Origin of the sequence: Azospirillum sp. TSH58 (genome assembly GCF_003119115.1) — a bacterium.
GTDB lineage: Bacteria > Pseudomonadota > Alphaproteobacteria > Azospirillales > Azospirillaceae > Azospirillum.
Window position 1 is genome coordinate 768,229 of the sequence record NZ_CP022364.1, and the last position, 16,507, is coordinate 784,735.

16 protein-coding genes and 1 pseudogene are annotated in these 16,507 nt (G+C 65.4%); 9 read left to right on the forward strand and 8 right to left on the reverse strand.

The window, feature by feature from the left end; all coding sequences use genetic code 11:
- The first annotated feature begins 214 nt into the window (after positions 1 to 214).
- The gene (locus tag TSH58p_RS07170) at positions 215 to 961 is read left to right on the forward strand and encodes a cyclopropane-fatty-acyl-phospholipid synthase family protein (RefSeq protein ID WP_109469185.1); all 747 of its coding nucleotides are present in this window, start codon (positions 215 to 217) and stop codon (positions 959 to 961) included.
- 9 nt (positions 962 to 970) lie between these two features.
- On the opposite strand, the gene TSH58p_RS07175 is transcribed toward TSH58p_RS07170, so the two are convergent.
- Positions 971 to 1,891 carry a LysR family transcriptional regulator gene (locus tag TSH58p_RS07175; RefSeq protein WP_109469186.1) on the reverse strand — a complete coding sequence of 307 codons (921 nt, stop codon included), beginning with the start codon at positions 1,889 to 1,891 and terminating at the stop codon, positions 971 to 973.
- Positions 1,892 to 1,998: 107 nt separating this feature from the next.
- Between TSH58p_RS07175 and TSH58p_RS07180 the strand changes: the two genes are divergently transcribed.
- The 8 genes and pseudogenes from TSH58p_RS07180 (at position 1,999) to TSH58p_RS07215 (ending at position 10,527) form a co-directional block, all read left to right on the forward strand.
- The gene (locus TSH58p_RS07180; RefSeq protein WP_109469187.1) at positions 1,999 to 2,730 is read left to right on the forward strand and encodes an SDR family oxidoreductase; all 732 of its coding nucleotides are present in this window, start codon (positions 1,999 to 2,001) and stop codon (positions 2,728 to 2,730) included.
- Between the two features lie 25 nt (positions 2,731 to 2,755).
- On the forward strand, positions 2,756 to 3,265 hold the full coding sequence (locus TSH58p_RS07185; protein WP_109469188.1) for a carboxymuconolactone decarboxylase family protein: 510 nt from the start codon (positions 2,756 to 2,758) through the stop codon (positions 3,263 to 3,265).
- Positions 3,262 to 3,627 carry an Atu4866 domain-containing protein gene (locus tag TSH58p_RS07190; protein ID WP_109469189.1) on the forward strand — a complete coding sequence of 122 codons (366 nt, stop codon included), beginning with the start codon at positions 3,262 to 3,264 and terminating at the stop codon, positions 3,625 to 3,627. Before TSH58p_RS07185 ends, TSH58p_RS07190 begins: the two co-directional genes overlap by 4 nt.
- 180 nt (positions 3,628 to 3,807) lie before the next feature.
- Positions 3,808 to 4,437, forward strand: coding sequence for a calcium-binding protein (locus TSH58p_RS07195; RefSeq protein ID WP_199230274.1), 630 nt, complete (start codon positions 3,808 to 3,810; stop codon positions 4,435 to 4,437).
- Between the two features lie 82 nt (positions 4,438 to 4,519).
- Positions 4,520 to 6,265, forward strand: coding sequence for a type I secretion system permease/ATPase (locus TSH58p_RS07200; protein ID WP_109469191.1), 1,746 nt, complete (start codon positions 4,520 to 4,522; stop codon positions 6,263 to 6,265).
- Positions 6,266 to 6,279: 14 nt separating this feature from the next.
- Positions 6,280 to 7,617 (forward strand): HlyD family type I secretion periplasmic adaptor subunit, encoded by a 1,338-nt coding sequence (locus TSH58p_RS07205; protein ID WP_109469192.1) that lies wholly within the window; start codon positions 6,280 to 6,282, stop codon positions 7,615 to 7,617.
- A 271-nt stretch (positions 7,618 to 7,888) separates the two neighbouring features.
- Positions 7,889 to 8,697: pseudogene (locus tag TSH58p_RS07210) on the forward strand (IS5 family transposase).
- A gap of 282 nt (positions 8,698 to 8,979) precedes the next feature.
- Complete coding sequence (locus tag TSH58p_RS07215) at positions 8,980 to 10,527, forward strand: ABC transporter ATP-binding protein (protein ID WP_109068646.1); 1,548 nt, start codon at positions 8,980 to 8,982, stop codon at positions 10,525 to 10,527.
- A 344-nt stretch (positions 10,528 to 10,871) separates the two neighbouring features.
- On the opposite strand, the gene TSH58p_RS07220 is transcribed toward TSH58p_RS07215, so the two are convergent.
- From TSH58p_RS07220 to TSH58p_RS07245, 7 genes are all read right to left on the reverse strand, one after another.
- On the reverse strand, positions 10,872 to 11,270 hold the full coding sequence (locus tag TSH58p_RS07220; protein WP_109068493.1) for a 3TM-type holin: 399 nt from the start codon (positions 11,268 to 11,270) through the stop codon (positions 10,872 to 10,874).
- 1 nt (position 11,271) lies between these two features.
- Positions 11,272 to 11,763 (reverse strand): structural protein, encoded by a 492-nt coding sequence (locus tag TSH58p_RS07225; RefSeq protein ID WP_199230038.1) that lies wholly within the window; start codon positions 11,761 to 11,763, stop codon positions 11,272 to 11,274.
- A 29-nt stretch (positions 11,764 to 11,792) separates the two neighbouring features.
- On the reverse strand, positions 11,793 to 11,960 hold the full coding sequence (locus tag TSH58p_RS33040; RefSeq protein WP_158282561.1) for a hypothetical protein: 168 nt from the start codon (positions 11,958 to 11,960) through the stop codon (positions 11,793 to 11,795).
- Between the two features lies 1 nt (position 11,961).
- Complete coding sequence (locus TSH58p_RS07230) at positions 11,962 to 12,267, reverse strand: hypothetical protein (RefSeq protein ID WP_109068494.1); 306 nt, start codon at positions 12,265 to 12,267, stop codon at positions 11,962 to 11,964.
- 81 nt (positions 12,268 to 12,348) lie between these two features.
- The gene (locus TSH58p_RS07235; RefSeq protein WP_109068495.1) at positions 12,349 to 13,038 is read right to left on the reverse strand and encodes a hypothetical protein; all 690 of its coding nucleotides are present in this window, start codon (positions 13,036 to 13,038) and stop codon (positions 12,349 to 12,351) included.
- Positions 13,028 to 15,625, reverse strand: a complete 2,598-nt coding sequence (locus tag TSH58p_RS07240) for a hypothetical protein (RefSeq protein ID WP_109068496.1) — start codon at positions 15,623 to 15,625, stop codon at positions 13,028 to 13,030. Before TSH58p_RS07240 ends, TSH58p_RS07235 begins: the two co-directional genes overlap by 11 nt.
- Complete coding sequence (locus TSH58p_RS07245; RefSeq protein WP_109068497.1) at positions 15,622 to 16,506, reverse strand: hypothetical protein; 885 nt, start codon at positions 16,504 to 16,506, stop codon at positions 15,622 to 15,624. Before TSH58p_RS07245 ends, TSH58p_RS07240 begins: the two co-directional genes overlap by 4 nt.
- Position 16,507: the final 1 nt, after the last annotated feature.

Sequence of the window (16,507 nt, forward strand, 5' to 3'; positions counted from 1 at the left end):
AAGATGCGGGCCGCAAGGTGGATCCAGGTCACGGGGACCGGTCCAGGCACAGAACCCTGAACAACTTTTATGAGAACTTGTTGAGACGCAACCGCGCAGGTTATCCTGCCTCCGCGCGCGATCATCGCTCCACCATCCTCGCCCGCCGGACGGCCACATTCGCGCCGACGCGAGACCGCCCATTCTTCGCATTCGTTCAAGGACGTCTTCCACCGTGGACATCCCCCGAATATTCACCATCAGTGAAAGCGCCCACCGCATCCACAACCCGATCACGCCGGAAAAGCTCGCCACCCTCGGCGCGGCGCTGCGTCTGGAAGCGGGGACCCGGCTGCTCGACCTCGGCAGCGGTTCGGGGGAGATGCTGTGCAGCTGGGCACGCGATCACGGCATCACCGGCACCGGCATCGACATGAGCCGGCTATTCACCGAGCAGGCGAAGCTCCGTGCTATCGAACTCGGCGTCGCCGATCGGGTCGCGTTCATTCATGGCGATGCGGCCGGATATGTCTCCGACGAGAGGGTCGATGTGGCCGCCTGTGTCGGTGCCACCTGGATCGCCGGAGGAGTCGCCGGCACGGTCGAGCTTCTGGGGCGGAGCCTGCGCGACGGAGGGATCATCCTCATCGGTGAGCCCTATTGGCGGCGGATGCCGCCGACCGAAGAGGTTGCCAAGGGCTGCCTCGCCAACGCCATCGCCGACTTCCTCACGCTCCCGGAGCTTCTCGCGTCCTTCGGCCGCCTCGGCTGCGACGTCGTCGAGATGGTTCTGGCCGACCAGGACGGCTGGGACCGCTACGAGGCGGCCAAATGGCTGACCATGCGCCGCTGGCTTGACGCCAATCCCGGCGACGGCTTCGCGCAGGACGTTCGAGCCAAGCTGACCTCGGAACCGATGCGCTACGCCACCTACACGCGGGACTATCTGGGCTGGGGGGTGTTCGCGCTGATGCCGCGTTAACGCCTTGGCTCACCCTTGGCGTGACGCTCCCGGCGACGCGCCGCTCCGCGCCCGCAGATGGTCGATGAGGGCGCGCAGCCGCGGCGGCACCGTCCGGCGGCTGGGATAGTAGAGGTGGAAGCCGGCGAAGGGCGGGCAGAAATCCTCCAGGACGGCCTCCAGCGCGCCGCGCTCCAGATGGGGCCGGAAGGTTTCCTCCATGCCGCAGGTGAGCCCGGCGCCGGCCATGGCCAGCCGGACCATCATCCCCATGTCGTTGGTCGCGACCCGCGGATTCACCGCGATGTCGAAGTCGCGGCCGTCCTCGGTGAACTCCCAGCGGTAGGGCGCCACGTCCGGCGCCGGGCGCCAGCCGATGCAGCGGTGGGCGAGCAGGTCGCGCGGATGGGCCGGCCGGCCGGCCCGCGCCAGATAGGCCGGTGAGGCCACCACCAGCTGCCGCTGCGGGGCGGAGACCGGCACCGCGATCATGTCCTGTTCGATGGCCTCGCCCAGCCGGACGCCCGCGTCGAAGCCCGCCGCGACGATGTCGAACTCCTCGTCCGTCACCAGGATGTCGACGCCGACCGATGGGTAGGCGGCCAGGAAGCCGGCCAGCGCTTCCCCCTCCAGGATGCTTTCCGCGATGGACGAGACGGCCAGCCGCAGCGTCCCGCCGGGCGCCCCGTGCGCCGAGGCGATGACCTCCAGCGCCGTGCCGATCTCCGCAAGCGCCGGGCGCGTCGCGGCGAGCAGGTGCGCGCCCGCGTCGGTCAGCCGGACGCTGCGCGTCGTCCTCTGGAGAAGCGGCACGCCGATGCGGTCCTCCAGCCGGCGGACGGCCTGGCTGACGGCGGAGCGGGTGACACCCAGGCGCTCGGACGCCCGGCGGAAATTGAGCGTCTCGGCCACCGCCAGAAACGCCGCCATGCCTTCGAAGGGATCGCTCATTGGTTAGAGAACCTAACCAGCCCGTTCATGATTGGCAACTCGAACGAACGACCGGCGCATCATAGCTTTTCTCCGTCACCGCAACGATCGACGGAAGGGAGCACGACATGACCGCGATCACCGACAAGACGATTCTCATCACCGGCGCCTCCAGCGGCATCGGCGAGGGCACCGCCCGCGTCCTCGGCGCCGCCGGGGCGAAGCTGGTGCTCGGCGCCCGCCGGACGGACCGGCTGGAGGCCCTGGCCGCCGACATCCGGGCCGGCGGCGGCACGGCGGAGGTCCGCGCGCTGGACGTGACGAGCCGCGAGGACATGGCCGCCTTCGCCGCCTTCGCGCAGGAGCGGTTCGGGCGCATCGACGTGCTGGTCAACAACGCCGGGGTCATGCCGCTGTCCCCCATGGCCTCGCTGAAGGTCGAGGAATGGGACCGCATGATCGACGTGAACATCCGCGGCGTCCTCTACGGCATCGCCGCGGTGCTGCCGGTGATGAACGGCCAGGGCTTCGGCCAGATCATCAACATCGCCTCCATCGGGGCGCTCGCCGTGTCGCCGACCGCCGCCGTCTACTGCGCGACGAAGTACGCGGTGCGGGCCATCTCCGACGGGCTGCGCCAGGAGAACGAGCGGCTGCGCGTCACCTGCGTCTGCCCCGGCGTCGTGGAATCGGAACTGGCCCACACCATCACCGACCCGGAGGCCGAGGAGCTGATGCGGAGCTACCGCGCCGTCTCCATCAAGCCGGACGCCATCGGGCGGGCCATCCTGCACGCCATCGAGCAGCCGGACGACGTGGACACCAACGAGATCGTCGTCCGCCCCACGGCCAGCCATTGAGCCAGTCACTGAGGAGGATGTGAGCATGACCCACGGCACCGACACCCTCAGCCGTCCCCCCGCGCGCCTGCGCACCCTCGTCGCGGCGGGGCTGCTCGCCGCGGTTCCGGCGATGCCCGCCCCTGCCCTAGCCAGCGCCCTGACCACGGAGGAGCGCGCCAAGCGCGGCGGCGAAGTGATCCGCAGCCTGAACAACGGCCAGCCCCAGCCCACGCTGGAGCGGATGCGCGAGGAGTTCCCCTTCCTGGCGGAGGCCACCGAGGCCTACGCGCTGGGCGACGTCTGGTCGCGGCCGGGGCTGGACACGCGGACCCGCCAACTGGCCGCGGTCGCCGCCTTCGCCGCCATCGGCGAGACGGCCTTCATGAAGATCCACGCCGGCTACGCGCTCAACGCCGGCGTCTCCGAGGACGAGTTGAAGGAGATCATCTACATGGTGACCGTCCCGGCGGGCTTCCCCCGCGCGATCTCCGCCGCCCGCACCCTCTCGGAGCTGTTCGCCGAGCGCCGCCCATCGGAAGGAGGCACGCCATGAAACGCGCACTCGCCCGGACCGCCACCCTGACCGCCGCCCTGCTCGCCTCCGGTGCCGAGGCCCTGCCCGACCGGAAGGCGCTGGCCCAGACCACCGACCGGCCCGGGGTGGAGAACCCGCCGCAAGCGGATCACCCCTATGTCGGCCTGTGGGTGACGCAGGACGGCCGCGTCCGTCACGAGCTTCTTCCCAACAACCGCTACGTCGAGGCGCGGGGCAACCGGGAGAAGGCGTATCAGGGCCGCTACAAAGTCACCGGCGACCACATCGACTATTGGGACGACACCGGCTTCACCGCCGACGGCGACTTCGTCGACGGGGTGCTGCACCATGGCGGGATGATCCTGCACCGGCGGCGCTGACCGCCGGGTCTTTTTCTCTCCTTTTCAAAACTGTGAAGTGGACAACAGTGCCGGATGCCCGATCCGGGAAGAATGGCTGTGCAAGGGCGAGGCCTTCAGAGAGAACCGGAAATAAAAAATCCGGAGAAGAATACGCCTCCCCCTGCACGGCACAATCCCCTGATCCGAAGGAAACGCATCATGGCAAACGTCTATGGCACGAACAACGCCGACTATCTCGACATGATCAAGTACGGCGTCAGCAATGACTACGTGCAAGGCTATGACGGCAACGACACCATCCTCGGCTGGTCCGGCAACGACACGCTGGACGGCTGGAACGGAAACGACGTGCTCTACGGCGAGTCGGGCAACGACCTGCTGATGGGCTACAACGGCACCGACACGCTCTATGGCGGCAGCGGCAACGACCAGCTCTATGGCGAGAGCGGGTACGACAAGCTGTACGGCGGCGACGGCGACGACACGCTGAGCGGCGGCGATACCTTCGACGACCTCTACGGCGGCGCGGGCAAGGACCAGATGACCGGCGGGGCCGGAGCGGACTGGTTCTTCTTCGAGACGAAGGACAGCGGCGACATCTACGCCGGCAAGGCCGACACCATCACCGACTTCAAGGACGAGGACCAGATCTGGCTGAAGGGCAGCTACAGCTACGCCGGCTCGACCAGCGCGCCCGCCGACGGCCAATACAGCATCTGGCAGAAGGACGGCAATTACGTCGTCACCTGGAACGCGGCCAACGACACCGGCTTCCACGACCTGATCGTGAAGGGCGACAACCCGATGGGCGACATCTCCTTCTACTGATCCGCCTGACCGAGGTCCCGGGCGCGCCGTCCTTCCCGGCGCGCCCCTTTTCCCTTCTCCAGACGACAGGAGCGCCCTTCCCATGGCCGCACGGGAAACCCGCCATACGTCTCCGGCAGGCCCACCAGCGCTGCGCACGATCCGGCGGCGCATCGCCTCCGGCCTCGCCGCCGCGGGCGGGTTCAGCGTCTTTCTCGCCCTGATCCAACTGGCGATGCCGCTCTACACGATGCAGGTCTACGACCGCGTGCTGGGCAGCCGCAGCGTGGAGACTCTGGTGGCCCTGTCGCTGCTGGCGCTGGGCTGCTTCACCGTGTTCGGGCTGGTCGAGGCGATCCGCGGGCGCCTGACCCAGGCCATGGGCCATCTGGCGGCGCGCAGCCTGACCATGGACGCGCTGGAGGCGTCGATGGGCGGCCTGCTGCGCGGCGGCGCCAGCCGCCCGGCCCAGGTGCTGCGCGACGTGAACGAACTGCGCCAGTTCCTGTCCGGGCCGAGCCTCACCGCACCGCTCGACGCCGCGCTCAGCCTCGTCTTCCTGCTCTTCCTGACGCTGATCCACCCGCTCTACGGGCTTGTCTGCGGGGGGAGCATCCTCTGTCTGGTCGGGGTGAGCCTGCTCGGCCGGATGCTGACCATGCCGGGCGCGGCGGAGGCCAACCGCGCCCTGTGCCGCCACGGCGCCGACGTCGAGGCGGCGTCCCTCGGCGTGGAGGCCGTCGCCGCCATGGGCATGATGGGCACCCTGCGCCGCCGCTGGCAGGCGGTCCAGGACGACCATCTGCAACTGGTCAACCAGACCGCGGGACGGGCGCAGGCCGTCGCCTCGCTCGCCAAGGTCTGCCGGATGACCGCCCAGGTGGCGATCCTCGCCGCCGGCACGATGCTGGTGCTGGACCGGCAGGTGTCGCCGGGCAGCATGCTGGCCGCCTCCATCCTGATGGGCCGGGCGCTGGCGCCCTTCGAACAGCTGATCGACTCCTGGCGGAACTGGTCCTCGGCCCGCGAGAGCCTGCGCCGCCTGCGCGTCCTGTTCACCGCGGACGCGGCACCCGCGCCGGGCGCCCCCCTGCCCTGCCCCAGCGGTTCCCTGCTGCTGGACCGCGTGACCTACGTCCCGCCGGGGTCGGACCGTCCGACGCTGCGCGGCCTCTCCTTCTCGGTCGAGCCGGGGGAGGCGGTGGGAATCGTCGGCCCCTCGGCGGCGGGCAAGTCCACGCTGGCCCGGCTGCTGGTCGGCGTGCTGGAGCCGACCCAGGGCGGCGTCTACCTCGACGGCCACAATGTGTGGCGCTGGCACCGCGACGACTGCGGGCGGCATGTCGGCTATCTGCCGCAGGGCGTCGGCCTGCTCGGCGACACCGTGGAGGACGCCATCGCCCGGCTGGGCGAGCCCGAGCCGGCGCTGGTCACCGCGGCGGCGCGGCGGGCCGGCGTGCATGAGATGATCGGCCGCCTCCCCGACGGCTACCAAACGGCGATCGGCGAGGGCGGCGCCCGGCTCTCCGGCGGGCAGCGGCAGCGCATCGCGCTCGCCCGCGCCCTCTATGGCGACCCCCGCCTGCTCGTTCTCGACGAGCCCAACGCGAACCTGGACCAGGCCGGCGAGGCGGCCCTGCTGCGCGCCATCGCCGAGGCCAAGGCCGGCGGCGCCGCGGTGGTGGTGATCGCCCACCGCCGCTGTGTCCTCGACGCCGTGGACCGCATCGTCGTGCTGCGCGACGGCATGATCGACCAGACCGCGACACGGGCGGAGATGGTCCGGCGGCTCGGGACCACCAATGGCGCCACCGCGCCGCAGCCGGTTGCCGCCACCGCCACCCCCTGATTGGAGACATCGAGATGACGACGACCGACACGCTGCTGGACCGAAGCGCCATCCCGGCGGAGCCGCGCCGCGCCGAGCCCTCCATCGGCGGTGCGGTGCGGGCGGGCTGCGCGGTGATCGCCCTGGCGCTGGGCGCCGGGCTCGGCTGGGGGTTCCTGGCTCCGCTGGACAGCGCCGCCCACGCGCCGGGCACCGTGGTGGTGGACGGCAACCGCAAGACCATCCAGCATCTGGAAGGCGGCATCGTCGCCGAATTGGCGGTGCGCGACGGCGACACGGTGGCCGCCGGCCAGACCCTGCTCCGCCTGGAAGGGACGCAGAGCCGCGCCACGCTGGAGGAGCTGTCCACCGAACAGGCCGCCGCCCTGGTCCGCATGGCCCGCCTGCGCGCCGAATACGCCGGCCAGCGCGCCTTCTCCGTCCCGGCGGAACTGGTGGATGGGAGCGCCGCCGCCCGGCGCGCCCTGGCCGTCCAGCAGCAGCTGTTCGCCGCCCGCTGGACCCGCCATGACGGCGACATGGCCGTGCTGCGCGAGCAGCGCCTGCAGGCCGAGCGCGAGGTGACCGCCCACCGTGCCCAGGAACGCGCGGCCGCCGAGCAGATCGTCTACATCGAGGAGGAACTGGCCGGCGTGCTCGACCTCTTCAACAAGGGGCTGGAGCGCAAGCTGCGGGTCCTGTCATTGAAGCGCGCCATGGCCGACCTCGCCGGCACCCGCGATCAATCCCGCGCCCGCGCCCTGCTGGCCGAGCAGGCGGTGACGGTCGCCGACACCCAGCTCCATGCCAAGGAGACGGCCCGCCGCTCCGACATCGCCGCGGAGATGGAAGAGGCGCAGAACGCCCTGGACCAGACCGCCGCCCGCCTGAAGGCCGCCCGCGACGCGGTGGAGCGCACGGAGATCCGCGCGCCCGTTCCGGGCCGTGTGGTCGGGCTGACCGTCTTCACCGTGGGCGGCGTCGTGAAGCCGGGCGAGCCGCTGATGGACGTCGTTCCCGACAGCGGCCCGCCGACCATCGAGGCGCGCATCGACCCGCTAGACATCGACGTGGTGAAGGCCGGCCAGACCGCGCAGGTGCGCCTCAGCGCCTTCAAGCCGCGCCGCACCCCGCCGATCGACGCCACCGTTGTCGACGTCTCCGCCGACCGCCTGACCGACCCGACGACCCACGCCCCCTACTTCGTGGCCCGCCTCCGTCCCCTGCCCGGCGCGCTGGAGCGCCTCGGCCCGGCGGCCCTGCATCCGGGCATGCCCGCGGACGTGCTGATCGCGACCGGCCAGCGCCGGGCCATCGATTACGTGCTGGCGCCGTTGCAGGATGCCATGGCACACGCGCTGACGGAGGATTGAGGAACGCGTCTTGGTCTCACGTCGGACAAAGAAAAAGCCCGCCAAGTCCAAGACTTGGCGGGCTTTCGTGATGGTAGAGGCGGAGAGCTACCACCAATACAGTCCTACCGTTGGATTCGGATGCTGATCCTTCCACCCTGTGTTCAAATAGTAGTCGAGGTGAGTACCGGCACATTGCCGCCGTATCCCTACCTATATGAGGCCGGCAGCACCGACGCTAGGTTCTGTTCTCAAAGGCTGTGAGGGTTTGGCTGTGCCCTGTTGAAGGGGGATGGCACGATCTGAACTGAGCGATGAGCAGCTTCAGCATTTGCTGGAGTTGCTTCCGCCGGAACGCCCGTGGACGGGCCGGCCGGCGCGGGACCTGGAGCGCACCGTGCGGGCGATCCTGTGGGTGAACCGCACCGGCTCGCCCTGGCGCGATCTTCCGGCCGAGTACGGTCCCTGGCAGACGGCGGCCAACCGCTTCTACCGCTGGCGCAAGGCCGGGGTATGGGAGCGCGTGTTGGAACTGGTTCAGGCCGAGGCGGATGAGGCCGGCAAGTTGGACTGGAGCCTGCACCAAGTCGACAGCACAGTGGTCCGCGCCCACCAGCACGCCGCCGGCGCAAAAGGGGGCAGTTGAACCAAGCGCTTGGCCGCTCGCGCGGCGGCTTCTCAACCAAGATCCACCTGCGCGCCGACCGCCACGGCCAACCGCTCGCTTTCGTGCTGAGCCCCGGTCAAGCCGCCGACCAGAGCGCGTTGACGGTGCTGATGGAGGCGGTCGCAGTGCGCCGAGTGGCAGGTGGACGACCGCGGGAAAGACCCGAGCGCGTGGTCGCTGACCGCGCCTACTCCAGCCAAGCCATCCGCCGCTACCTGCGTCGGCGCGGGATCGGGGCGGTGATCCCACAGCCCTCCAGCCAGAAGCCCTGTGCTCTGGTGGATTGGGCCGCCTATCGCTCCCGCAACGCCATCGAGCGCCTGATCAACCGCCTCAAACAGTTCCGTCGCATCGCCACCCGATACGAGAAACTCGCCGCCAACTACCTCGCCATGGTCCACATCGGGGCTATCCGACTATGGCTCAGGGTTTGAGAACAGGACCTAAGAGTGCCGATCAAAACCTCGTTCAGTCCGGGCGAAATCAATGGCTTGGGGTCATGAAGGCATGGTTTTGATCCGTACTCTAAACCCTCATGTCAGAACCGATAGATCGCCAAATCTCAATTCGCTATTATCTCACATCGATGGTGAGCTTACATACGTCCGTATGCTTCCGTTGGGTCACGTTACAAGAACAAAAGAGAGTCAAGACAACTTCTTATCTTGCAACGTCTTCTACTACTAACCAAACGCAAAAGCCACAGGAGGACATGAATGAGCCTGCCCCTAAATCTAAGTGATATACATTTTGGTGAACGTGATGCACTTCACGAGTTTACGAAGCAAGATCGCCAAAATATTACGATACTTGATAATTCTTTTGTTGTTCCTCCGAGGGTCAAAATGTCTGACCTTGAGTCAGGAGCACGTTTTCTTATAGTGGGACCGAAAGGAAGCGGCAAAACGACTTTGCTTTGGCACTTAAAGAGAAAAATGGGTGATCATAGGTCAAAAATAATACTTTTTAAATCAGATATCAGGAAAGAAGATAGGGATAGACTTGATAGAATGACAGATATTGTGATAGTCGAGGATCAAAATAGATTCTCTGTTGAAGCTGATTACAAAACTATCTGGGAGTGGTACCTCCTTAAAAACATATTTACTATAGTTCATCCGGATGATGTATGCCAAGGCATCGACATTTACGAAGACATCAGAAAACTTCTTGATATCAAAGAAAATAGATTAAACACAATATATGATAACTTCCATGTTCAAACAGTTAAAGGAAAAATTCTACTATCGGCAGGAAGCAAAAACCTTCGATCTGAACTTAGTGCTGAGGTGGAGGCCCGCCGTAGTGATAAGGAAATGGAGTTTCTTGACCTCATACGCCTTATACAGGACTCCATTGGGAAAATTAAGCTTAAGGACTCGTCAATCGTAAGGCTATTTGTAGATGAGCTTGAGTTCTTTATGAGCGAATATGGAGACGGCGAGAGAGACAGAAGACTAGTAAGAGATCTTGTTTTCTCAATAGATTACATAAATTCCCTATTTGGTCGCGCTGGAATGGATGTCGTAATATTAGCTAGTATCAGGTCGGAAATATTGAACTCATTTACATCCAACAGCCAGGAAGTCGATAAGATCGTCGACGCCTATGGAGTAAAGCTTAACTGGTACCATGATAATTTAGAAAACCATAGAGTTCTGAACATATTCGAAAACAAAATAAAATATTCTGAAATTGATATGGCGGGAGAATACTCTTCAGATGTCTGGGATGCGTATTTCCCGAAAAATGTGAAAGGACAAAACGTAAGGAGCTATTTGCTAGACCAAGGCCTTCATCGCCCTCGCGGAGTTCTTCTTAGAATAAAAGCTGCCCTAGAACTAGAGGATGAGTCAAATCATTTTACCGAAGATAGTTTCCTAAAATCTGAAGATATTTTCGGCGGGTATATGCTCCAAGAGTTCAGCGAAGAAATATCAGCATCATATAATGAGACAGAGAAAGATGAAATACTATCTATATTCCGCGGCTTTAGTTATGCTTTTGATAAAAAAGAAATTGAGAGAAGAATAAATTTAATGACTCAGAGAAATAAGAAAGCTATTATTGGAAAAATAAAAACTGAACAGCTGATTAGATATATGTACCGGATAGGAATGATTGGAAATCAATTTGACTTGAAAACAGAAGATGGGAAAATTCTGAAGAGAAACCTTTGGTCATTCCGAGGTGAGCCAAACCCAGCAATAGACAAAAGGTTTATTCTTCACAAATCTGTAAGAAAAGTAATGCAAACCGTCTGAATATTGACAGTTATGGCCCAAATTACTTATCTCTAAAAAGAGAATTTGGGCCTATCTATGTATAAATAATCTTATGAAGCTGAACAATACGAAATATTGAAAGGAGCCTCCACTTTCAGAGCCTCCTATGATCGCTGCCCTGGACGCGTTGATATGGTCGCCGAGTACGGCGGCCGTGACATTGCTGCCGTCGCAGCAGGCGAAAAACGTGTGTTTCTGCGAGATTTCAGGCCACGGTTTGCACAGGTTGTTGCAAACCGTGGCACTGAGTTCAAGGTCAAGGGCCTTCTCAGCCCATGAGACGAAAGTCTCACACGGCCAAGTCACCGGCAGTCAACCGCCGATCACCTCGCAGCCCCCTTTAGCTTCTCGACGGTCCGCAGGGTGCCGATGCCCAGCATCGGCACCAGCAGCCCCAGCAGCGTTTCGGTGTCGATCTGCGGCAGGCTGGTGCCCGGCGCATAGATCGTCAACGCCCACCCGGCCAGAGGGTACACGACCGTCTGCACGCCCAGGCCCAGCACGCACAGCCACCCCACCGCCGGACGCCAGCCGGCAACGAACAGGGATGGGTGCGCGGCCTCCGCGGCGTTGACCTGGAGCTGTGCCGAATCGGACGCGGACAGCACGTCGATGACCTTGGCCTGCATCTCCGCCGCCGCCTTGGCTTGGGCCTGCGGATCGGGGATGCGTCCCACCAGCTCGGTGATGATCGGCATCAGCAGGGGAAGAAGCTGGAGCATGTCACACCTCCGTCAGGCCAAGGGCCATCATCGCGGCCCGGTGATAGTGTTCGGGGCTGTACCAGTCCGCCGGGAAGTCCCGCGGCGCCCGGCCATTCTCATGGGTGACGATGGCGCGGGCCATGCCGGTCAGCGTCTCGGCATAGCCCCAATCCAGCGGAGCGTCGGGATCGACGCCCAGGCGGCGGGCCACCGTGTTCACATAGGCGGTGGTGTCGTTCTCGGACGGCGGCGCCCATCGGCTGATCGCCTGCCGGATGGTGACGATGCGCCGGCCCTGCGGGTCCGTCTTGCGCCGGTAGTTCAACAACACGCGCATCAGCGCCCGCAGCCCGTAAAGCGGGCTGTCGAACTGGCAGAACGCCGTGTCGGTCTGAATGGCGGACAGGCCCAGCCAATCGTCGCCGTGGCGCAGATTGCCGGGGTTGTTGTTGCGAACCCCACGCGGCAGCGTGGGGGCGCGCGGGATCGCCGCGCCGATTGGCGTGGTCATCAGGACAGCACTCCTTTGTGGGATGGTGGTTAGCGGTTGCGCTCCGGCGGCTGCCGGAGCATGCCGGAGCTGGTGTTGACCAGGGCCGCTTCGAGCAGCAGGGCCAGCAGCAGAATGGCCGCATCCTTGTTTCCGCCGCAGTCGGTCATGACCAGATCACGGCGGGCTTCAGCGGCGGGCAGCAGATCGCGCACCATGTCAGTGACCGGGCGTGGGGCCGCCGACCATGGCGAGCAGCTTGGCCGCGACCGCCCCGACGCCGCCACCGGCCAGGGTCAGCGCGGTCATGAAGCCGACGCCACGGTCGCGGGCACGGCGCAGCTCCGCCACCTCCATCCGCAGATCGCGGGTGGCCTCCGCCAACTGCTCGACCGTCGCCGCCACGGTGTGCAGTTGGGCGGTCGACTCGTCGCTCTTGGCGAACAGCGCCCGGCACTGCCGGGTCAGTTCCTCGACGCTGGCCTCCAGCCGGCCCAGCGTCTTGCTCGATTCTTCCACGGCCATGGTGCGCCCTCCTTCAGGGCATGAAAAAGGCGCCTCGCGGGCGCCGGGTGGTGAACGGGTTGGGAGTCTTGTCGCGGGCGGTCAGGCCCGGAGGTGGGTGCAGGCTTGGTAGACCTGGACGGCGGTCTCGGCAGCTTTGACGGCCTCCACCGCGGCGCGGCGCTTCCCCTCCAAGGCGGCGTTGACCGCGGTCCAGGCCGTTGCCGTGGCGCCGACCAGGGCGGCCACGGCGCCCAGGGTGAGACCGGTGGCGTCGGCTTCCGCCTCCAAGTAGGGGAACGGACCGGCGTCGCCAGCCGCGTGTCGCGCCGCCTCGTCCTGCTTGACCAGATAGGTGGCCGACTGCCCGGTGGTGACGGTGATGTGGTCCGCGCGCAGCTCGCCGACGCGCCGGTTGATGAGGTCCACCGCGGCGGCCTTCAGATCCGCGAGCGGCACCGCCGGGATGCCGGGCGGCTCGGGGATGACTTCGCGCTCCCCGATCAGGTTGCCCTCGGTGTCGAACTCTGTGACGACGATGGGCTTGGGCGGCGGCAGGGCCGCAGCCACCAGCGCCCGGACCTCGGCATTCGCCAGCAGCGTCGTCTCGATCTCCTCCGGCGTGGCGTCGAAGACATCGAGCGGCGCGTCCGGGCAGCGCGGCCCGTAGACGGCGGGCATCAGCTCGTCACCGGTCAGCGGGTCCAGCACCGCCGGCACGATCTGCACCCACCGCCACCGGTACAGCAGGCGCCCGCCCTTGTAGCTGTCGGGCATCTGGTCAGGCTGCATAGCTGGTCTCCTCGCTGATGCGGGTGATGGTGAAGGTGGCGCTCCAGACGATGCGCTTGCTCGCCACGCCGGTCACGCGGGCGGCCACCCAATCGCCGACAATCGCCAGAGTGGCGTCAGCTGTGCCGGTGACCTCCGTGTCGCTGCCGACTGTCTGGACGGCTCCCTGGAGCGTGATGGCGCCGCCCGCGTCCCGGTAGTAGGTCGCCCGCCGCCCATAGGTCAGGCGCTCCGTGTCTGCCGCCCCGGTGACCCGGCCCACAAAGCGGGCCTCGATCATGACGGTTTCCCGCTCGCCGACCGGGACTCGGGGCGCCAGATCAAGGGCCATCCCATCGGTGGTGACGCCGCGGGCGGTGAAGCCATTTCCCACAGGGCGCGGTCCACCCACCGCGATGGCCTCCTTGCCGCCGGTGGCGTCCAGCACCACGCCGACCTCCGACGCCGTGCCGATCAGCAGCGAGCCGCCGCGCAATGCGACCGACCGCACGGCGTCGGACGAGGTGGCAGCCAAGACGGCTTCGTCGTAGTAGGACACCCTGCGCAGCCTTGAAAAGACCGACACACCGTCGCCAGTACCGACAGCCAGCCGGCCCGTCAGCGGGTCGCGATCCAGCGAGGACACGGCGGAGCTTGCGCCGCCCAGCAGCGCCTTTGCGTCGGGCTGAAAAAGCGGCGCCTCGTCGGCGTACATCTTGCGGATTAAAGCCGGAGTCGGAGCGTAGGCCCCAGACCGCCACATCGTCAGGGCCGTGCCGCTGTGCATGGCGCCCGTGCCATCTTGGGCGATGCCGTAGCGCAGAGTTGCAGCCGCATTCGTGATCGACCCGACGCTCGCGGCGGACGCAGTTGCCTCCAGAACGCCATTCACCCAGACCTCAATAATTGCCCCCCGCCGAATGATCCACACCATTACGAATAGGATGGAAGTCGCCGCTGACGTTGAAACCGCTGTTGCGGTGTTGGTTGCATCGCTCACGTCGAACTGAAACCGCCCCGAACCATTATAGACCAGCCGATACCAGGGGGATGAGGTGGAGGCCGTCCCTCGCCGCAGGACATACCCCGTCGTCAGATTGGCGAGCCAACCGCAGTGGTAAAAATCACCAGCACCAACATCGAGGTCGGTATTGGGCGGCTGCTCCACGTAGTTCGCAGCGCCAAAGCCGGACCACGCCACCACGTCCGCGCCGGCCGCCACCGGGTTGCGCTGGAGCGTGCCTATGATGTTAAGTGGCTTGGCTTTGTAACTACGATCTGCGACCACCCCACCCGTAATGCTGCCCGTGGCGGCGTCGCAGAGAGTGGCAAGGCGGGTGTCGCCCGGCATCCAGCCGGTGGCGTAAGTGGTCGTAGTGTAGGCCACCATACCCGCGGCATCGTTGCCGTAGTCGCGGGCAAGAAAAGTCAACCCGCCGCCATTCCGACCACCGATGGTATCATGGCCCATGATGTAGGCCGCGTTGGCGCTGAAGTTGACCGGCAGGCCGCCATACGTTGTGCGATACGCTCCGAAGCGCTGCACGACGGTCGGAGTGCCCGTCGCGTACGGCAGAGCAATTTCGACGGCGTCGAAGCCGAGTTGCTCACACATCACGGTCGCGCGGTCGGTGAGGTAGACGCTGGCGCAGTTGCTCAACCCCGTCGCCACCGCCACCGTGCCATTCGGGTGGATGACCGCAACCGCGCCGCCCACCCCGCATGCCACAGCCACGGTCGGGATGGGCATTCCAGCCGCGTCCAGAGGCGCGCCGGGGTACACGCGGGCGTGCACGCTGTTGATCGCGGTCGCCGGCAGGGCGCCGGAGGCAATGACGCCGCCCTCGGCCAGTACCGTGTTGCGCTGCGCAAAGGTACCGAGCCTTCGCCGCCGCCCTCCGTTGTCGTACCGCTCGCACCAGTCGCTGGTCAGGCTGACCACATGCAGACCCATGCCGGTACCGAAATACACATAGCCATTGAGTGCAAAGACGCAGGTGATCGGCGAGGTGGGACCGCACAACACCAAGCCGTTGCCGGTCGGGTTGGAAGCTCTCCAGAGCCTGGGCACGCCGGTCACCGGATCAAGGTCCAGCGCGTCGTGCAGATACCACTGCTCCTTCAGCGCAGAGATTGCCACCACCGCAGGAACGTCGCGCTTCACCCCAGTATAAGCGCCCAGCGCCTCGGACCAGTAGGACAGACCCGAGCAACGCCCCGCCTCATTCCAGCGCGATCCATCGGGCAACCGATCGTCAAGGCGGGTGTCGTAGACGAAGGTCGCCGCGATGCTTGCAGACGAAAAAAGCACCTTGTCCACCGCCGGGAAGGCGAGCGCGCTGGTGCTGCCCATGGTGATCTGCGCCACCAAGTCTTGGCAGCGCTGGAGAAGGGTCGCCACCGCCGCCCGTTCGGTGACGAAGTTGATGTTGTTGCCAATCGACGCCAGATATCCGGCCACCGTGACCACATCACGCCACAGAAGATCAAAATTGGCATCCGTGCCACCTTCCCCGGTCAAACCGTACTGGTTCCCGGTCGGGCTGTATTCTCCGGTGTTGTACTGCGCCAGCCGCGCAAGAGCGGCCTGCTGCTCTGCGGTAATCATTCGGTCCACTCCAACAGATTGATGGTCGTGCTCGCCATGCGGCGCGGCAGATGTTGCTGTTCGTGATCCCCCACGCGGCGGAACAGCCCGCCGTAGCGCCAGCAATCGGCCGCACTGGTGGTGTTGGGCAGCCAGACCAGCGGCAAATCCAGGCGCACGCGCTGGGCAAGATCGGCCAAGCCATCGCGGTCCCAGGACCGCACCACCTGCTGATCGATCACCGCGCGCCGCTTCACCGTGCCGGGTTCCACCCACACGTCGCCGGACGCCGTCGTGATCGTCTGGCCGCCGAAGGTCTTGCCGTCCGAGCTGCCGGCGTGACGCGACAGGGTGATGCCGTCCCCGGCCCAGGCATGGGCGATGCGGTAGCGCGAATCGTCCGCGCCATCGGGGCGGTACGCCTGCCCCCAGATCGTCCACCGGACGGCGGCGGCCCGGCACACCGGCCAGACGACATGGACGTTCGTCGCGTAAAGCCGGAAGTCCCGAGCCGGCAAGCTGCCCAGCAGCCAGTTCGACGCCCCGAACCGGATGGACCGGGGGTTGAGCGGCGGCGGGATCACGCGCCGGTCACGCCCATCCGCGCGCACCGTCGTCCGCAGACGCTGCGTCAGGGCATGGTCGGCGAACGCCTCGCACCGCACATAGCCGGTCTGCCGCAGATTGGTGTCGAGCAGCCCGGCATAGGACACGAACCGCTTGGTCGGAAAGCGCAGCACGATTTCCAGCGGCGCTTCCGCCGTCGCGGTCGCCGCCGTCACCGCCGCATCGGCCAGAGGCAGCGTGGCAAGCGCGGACAGCGGCGCCGTGGATGTCCACGGGCGGTTGCTGGTGATCGCCGCATCGATCACGTCGTTCGAATCGCAAATCAGACCCGGCATC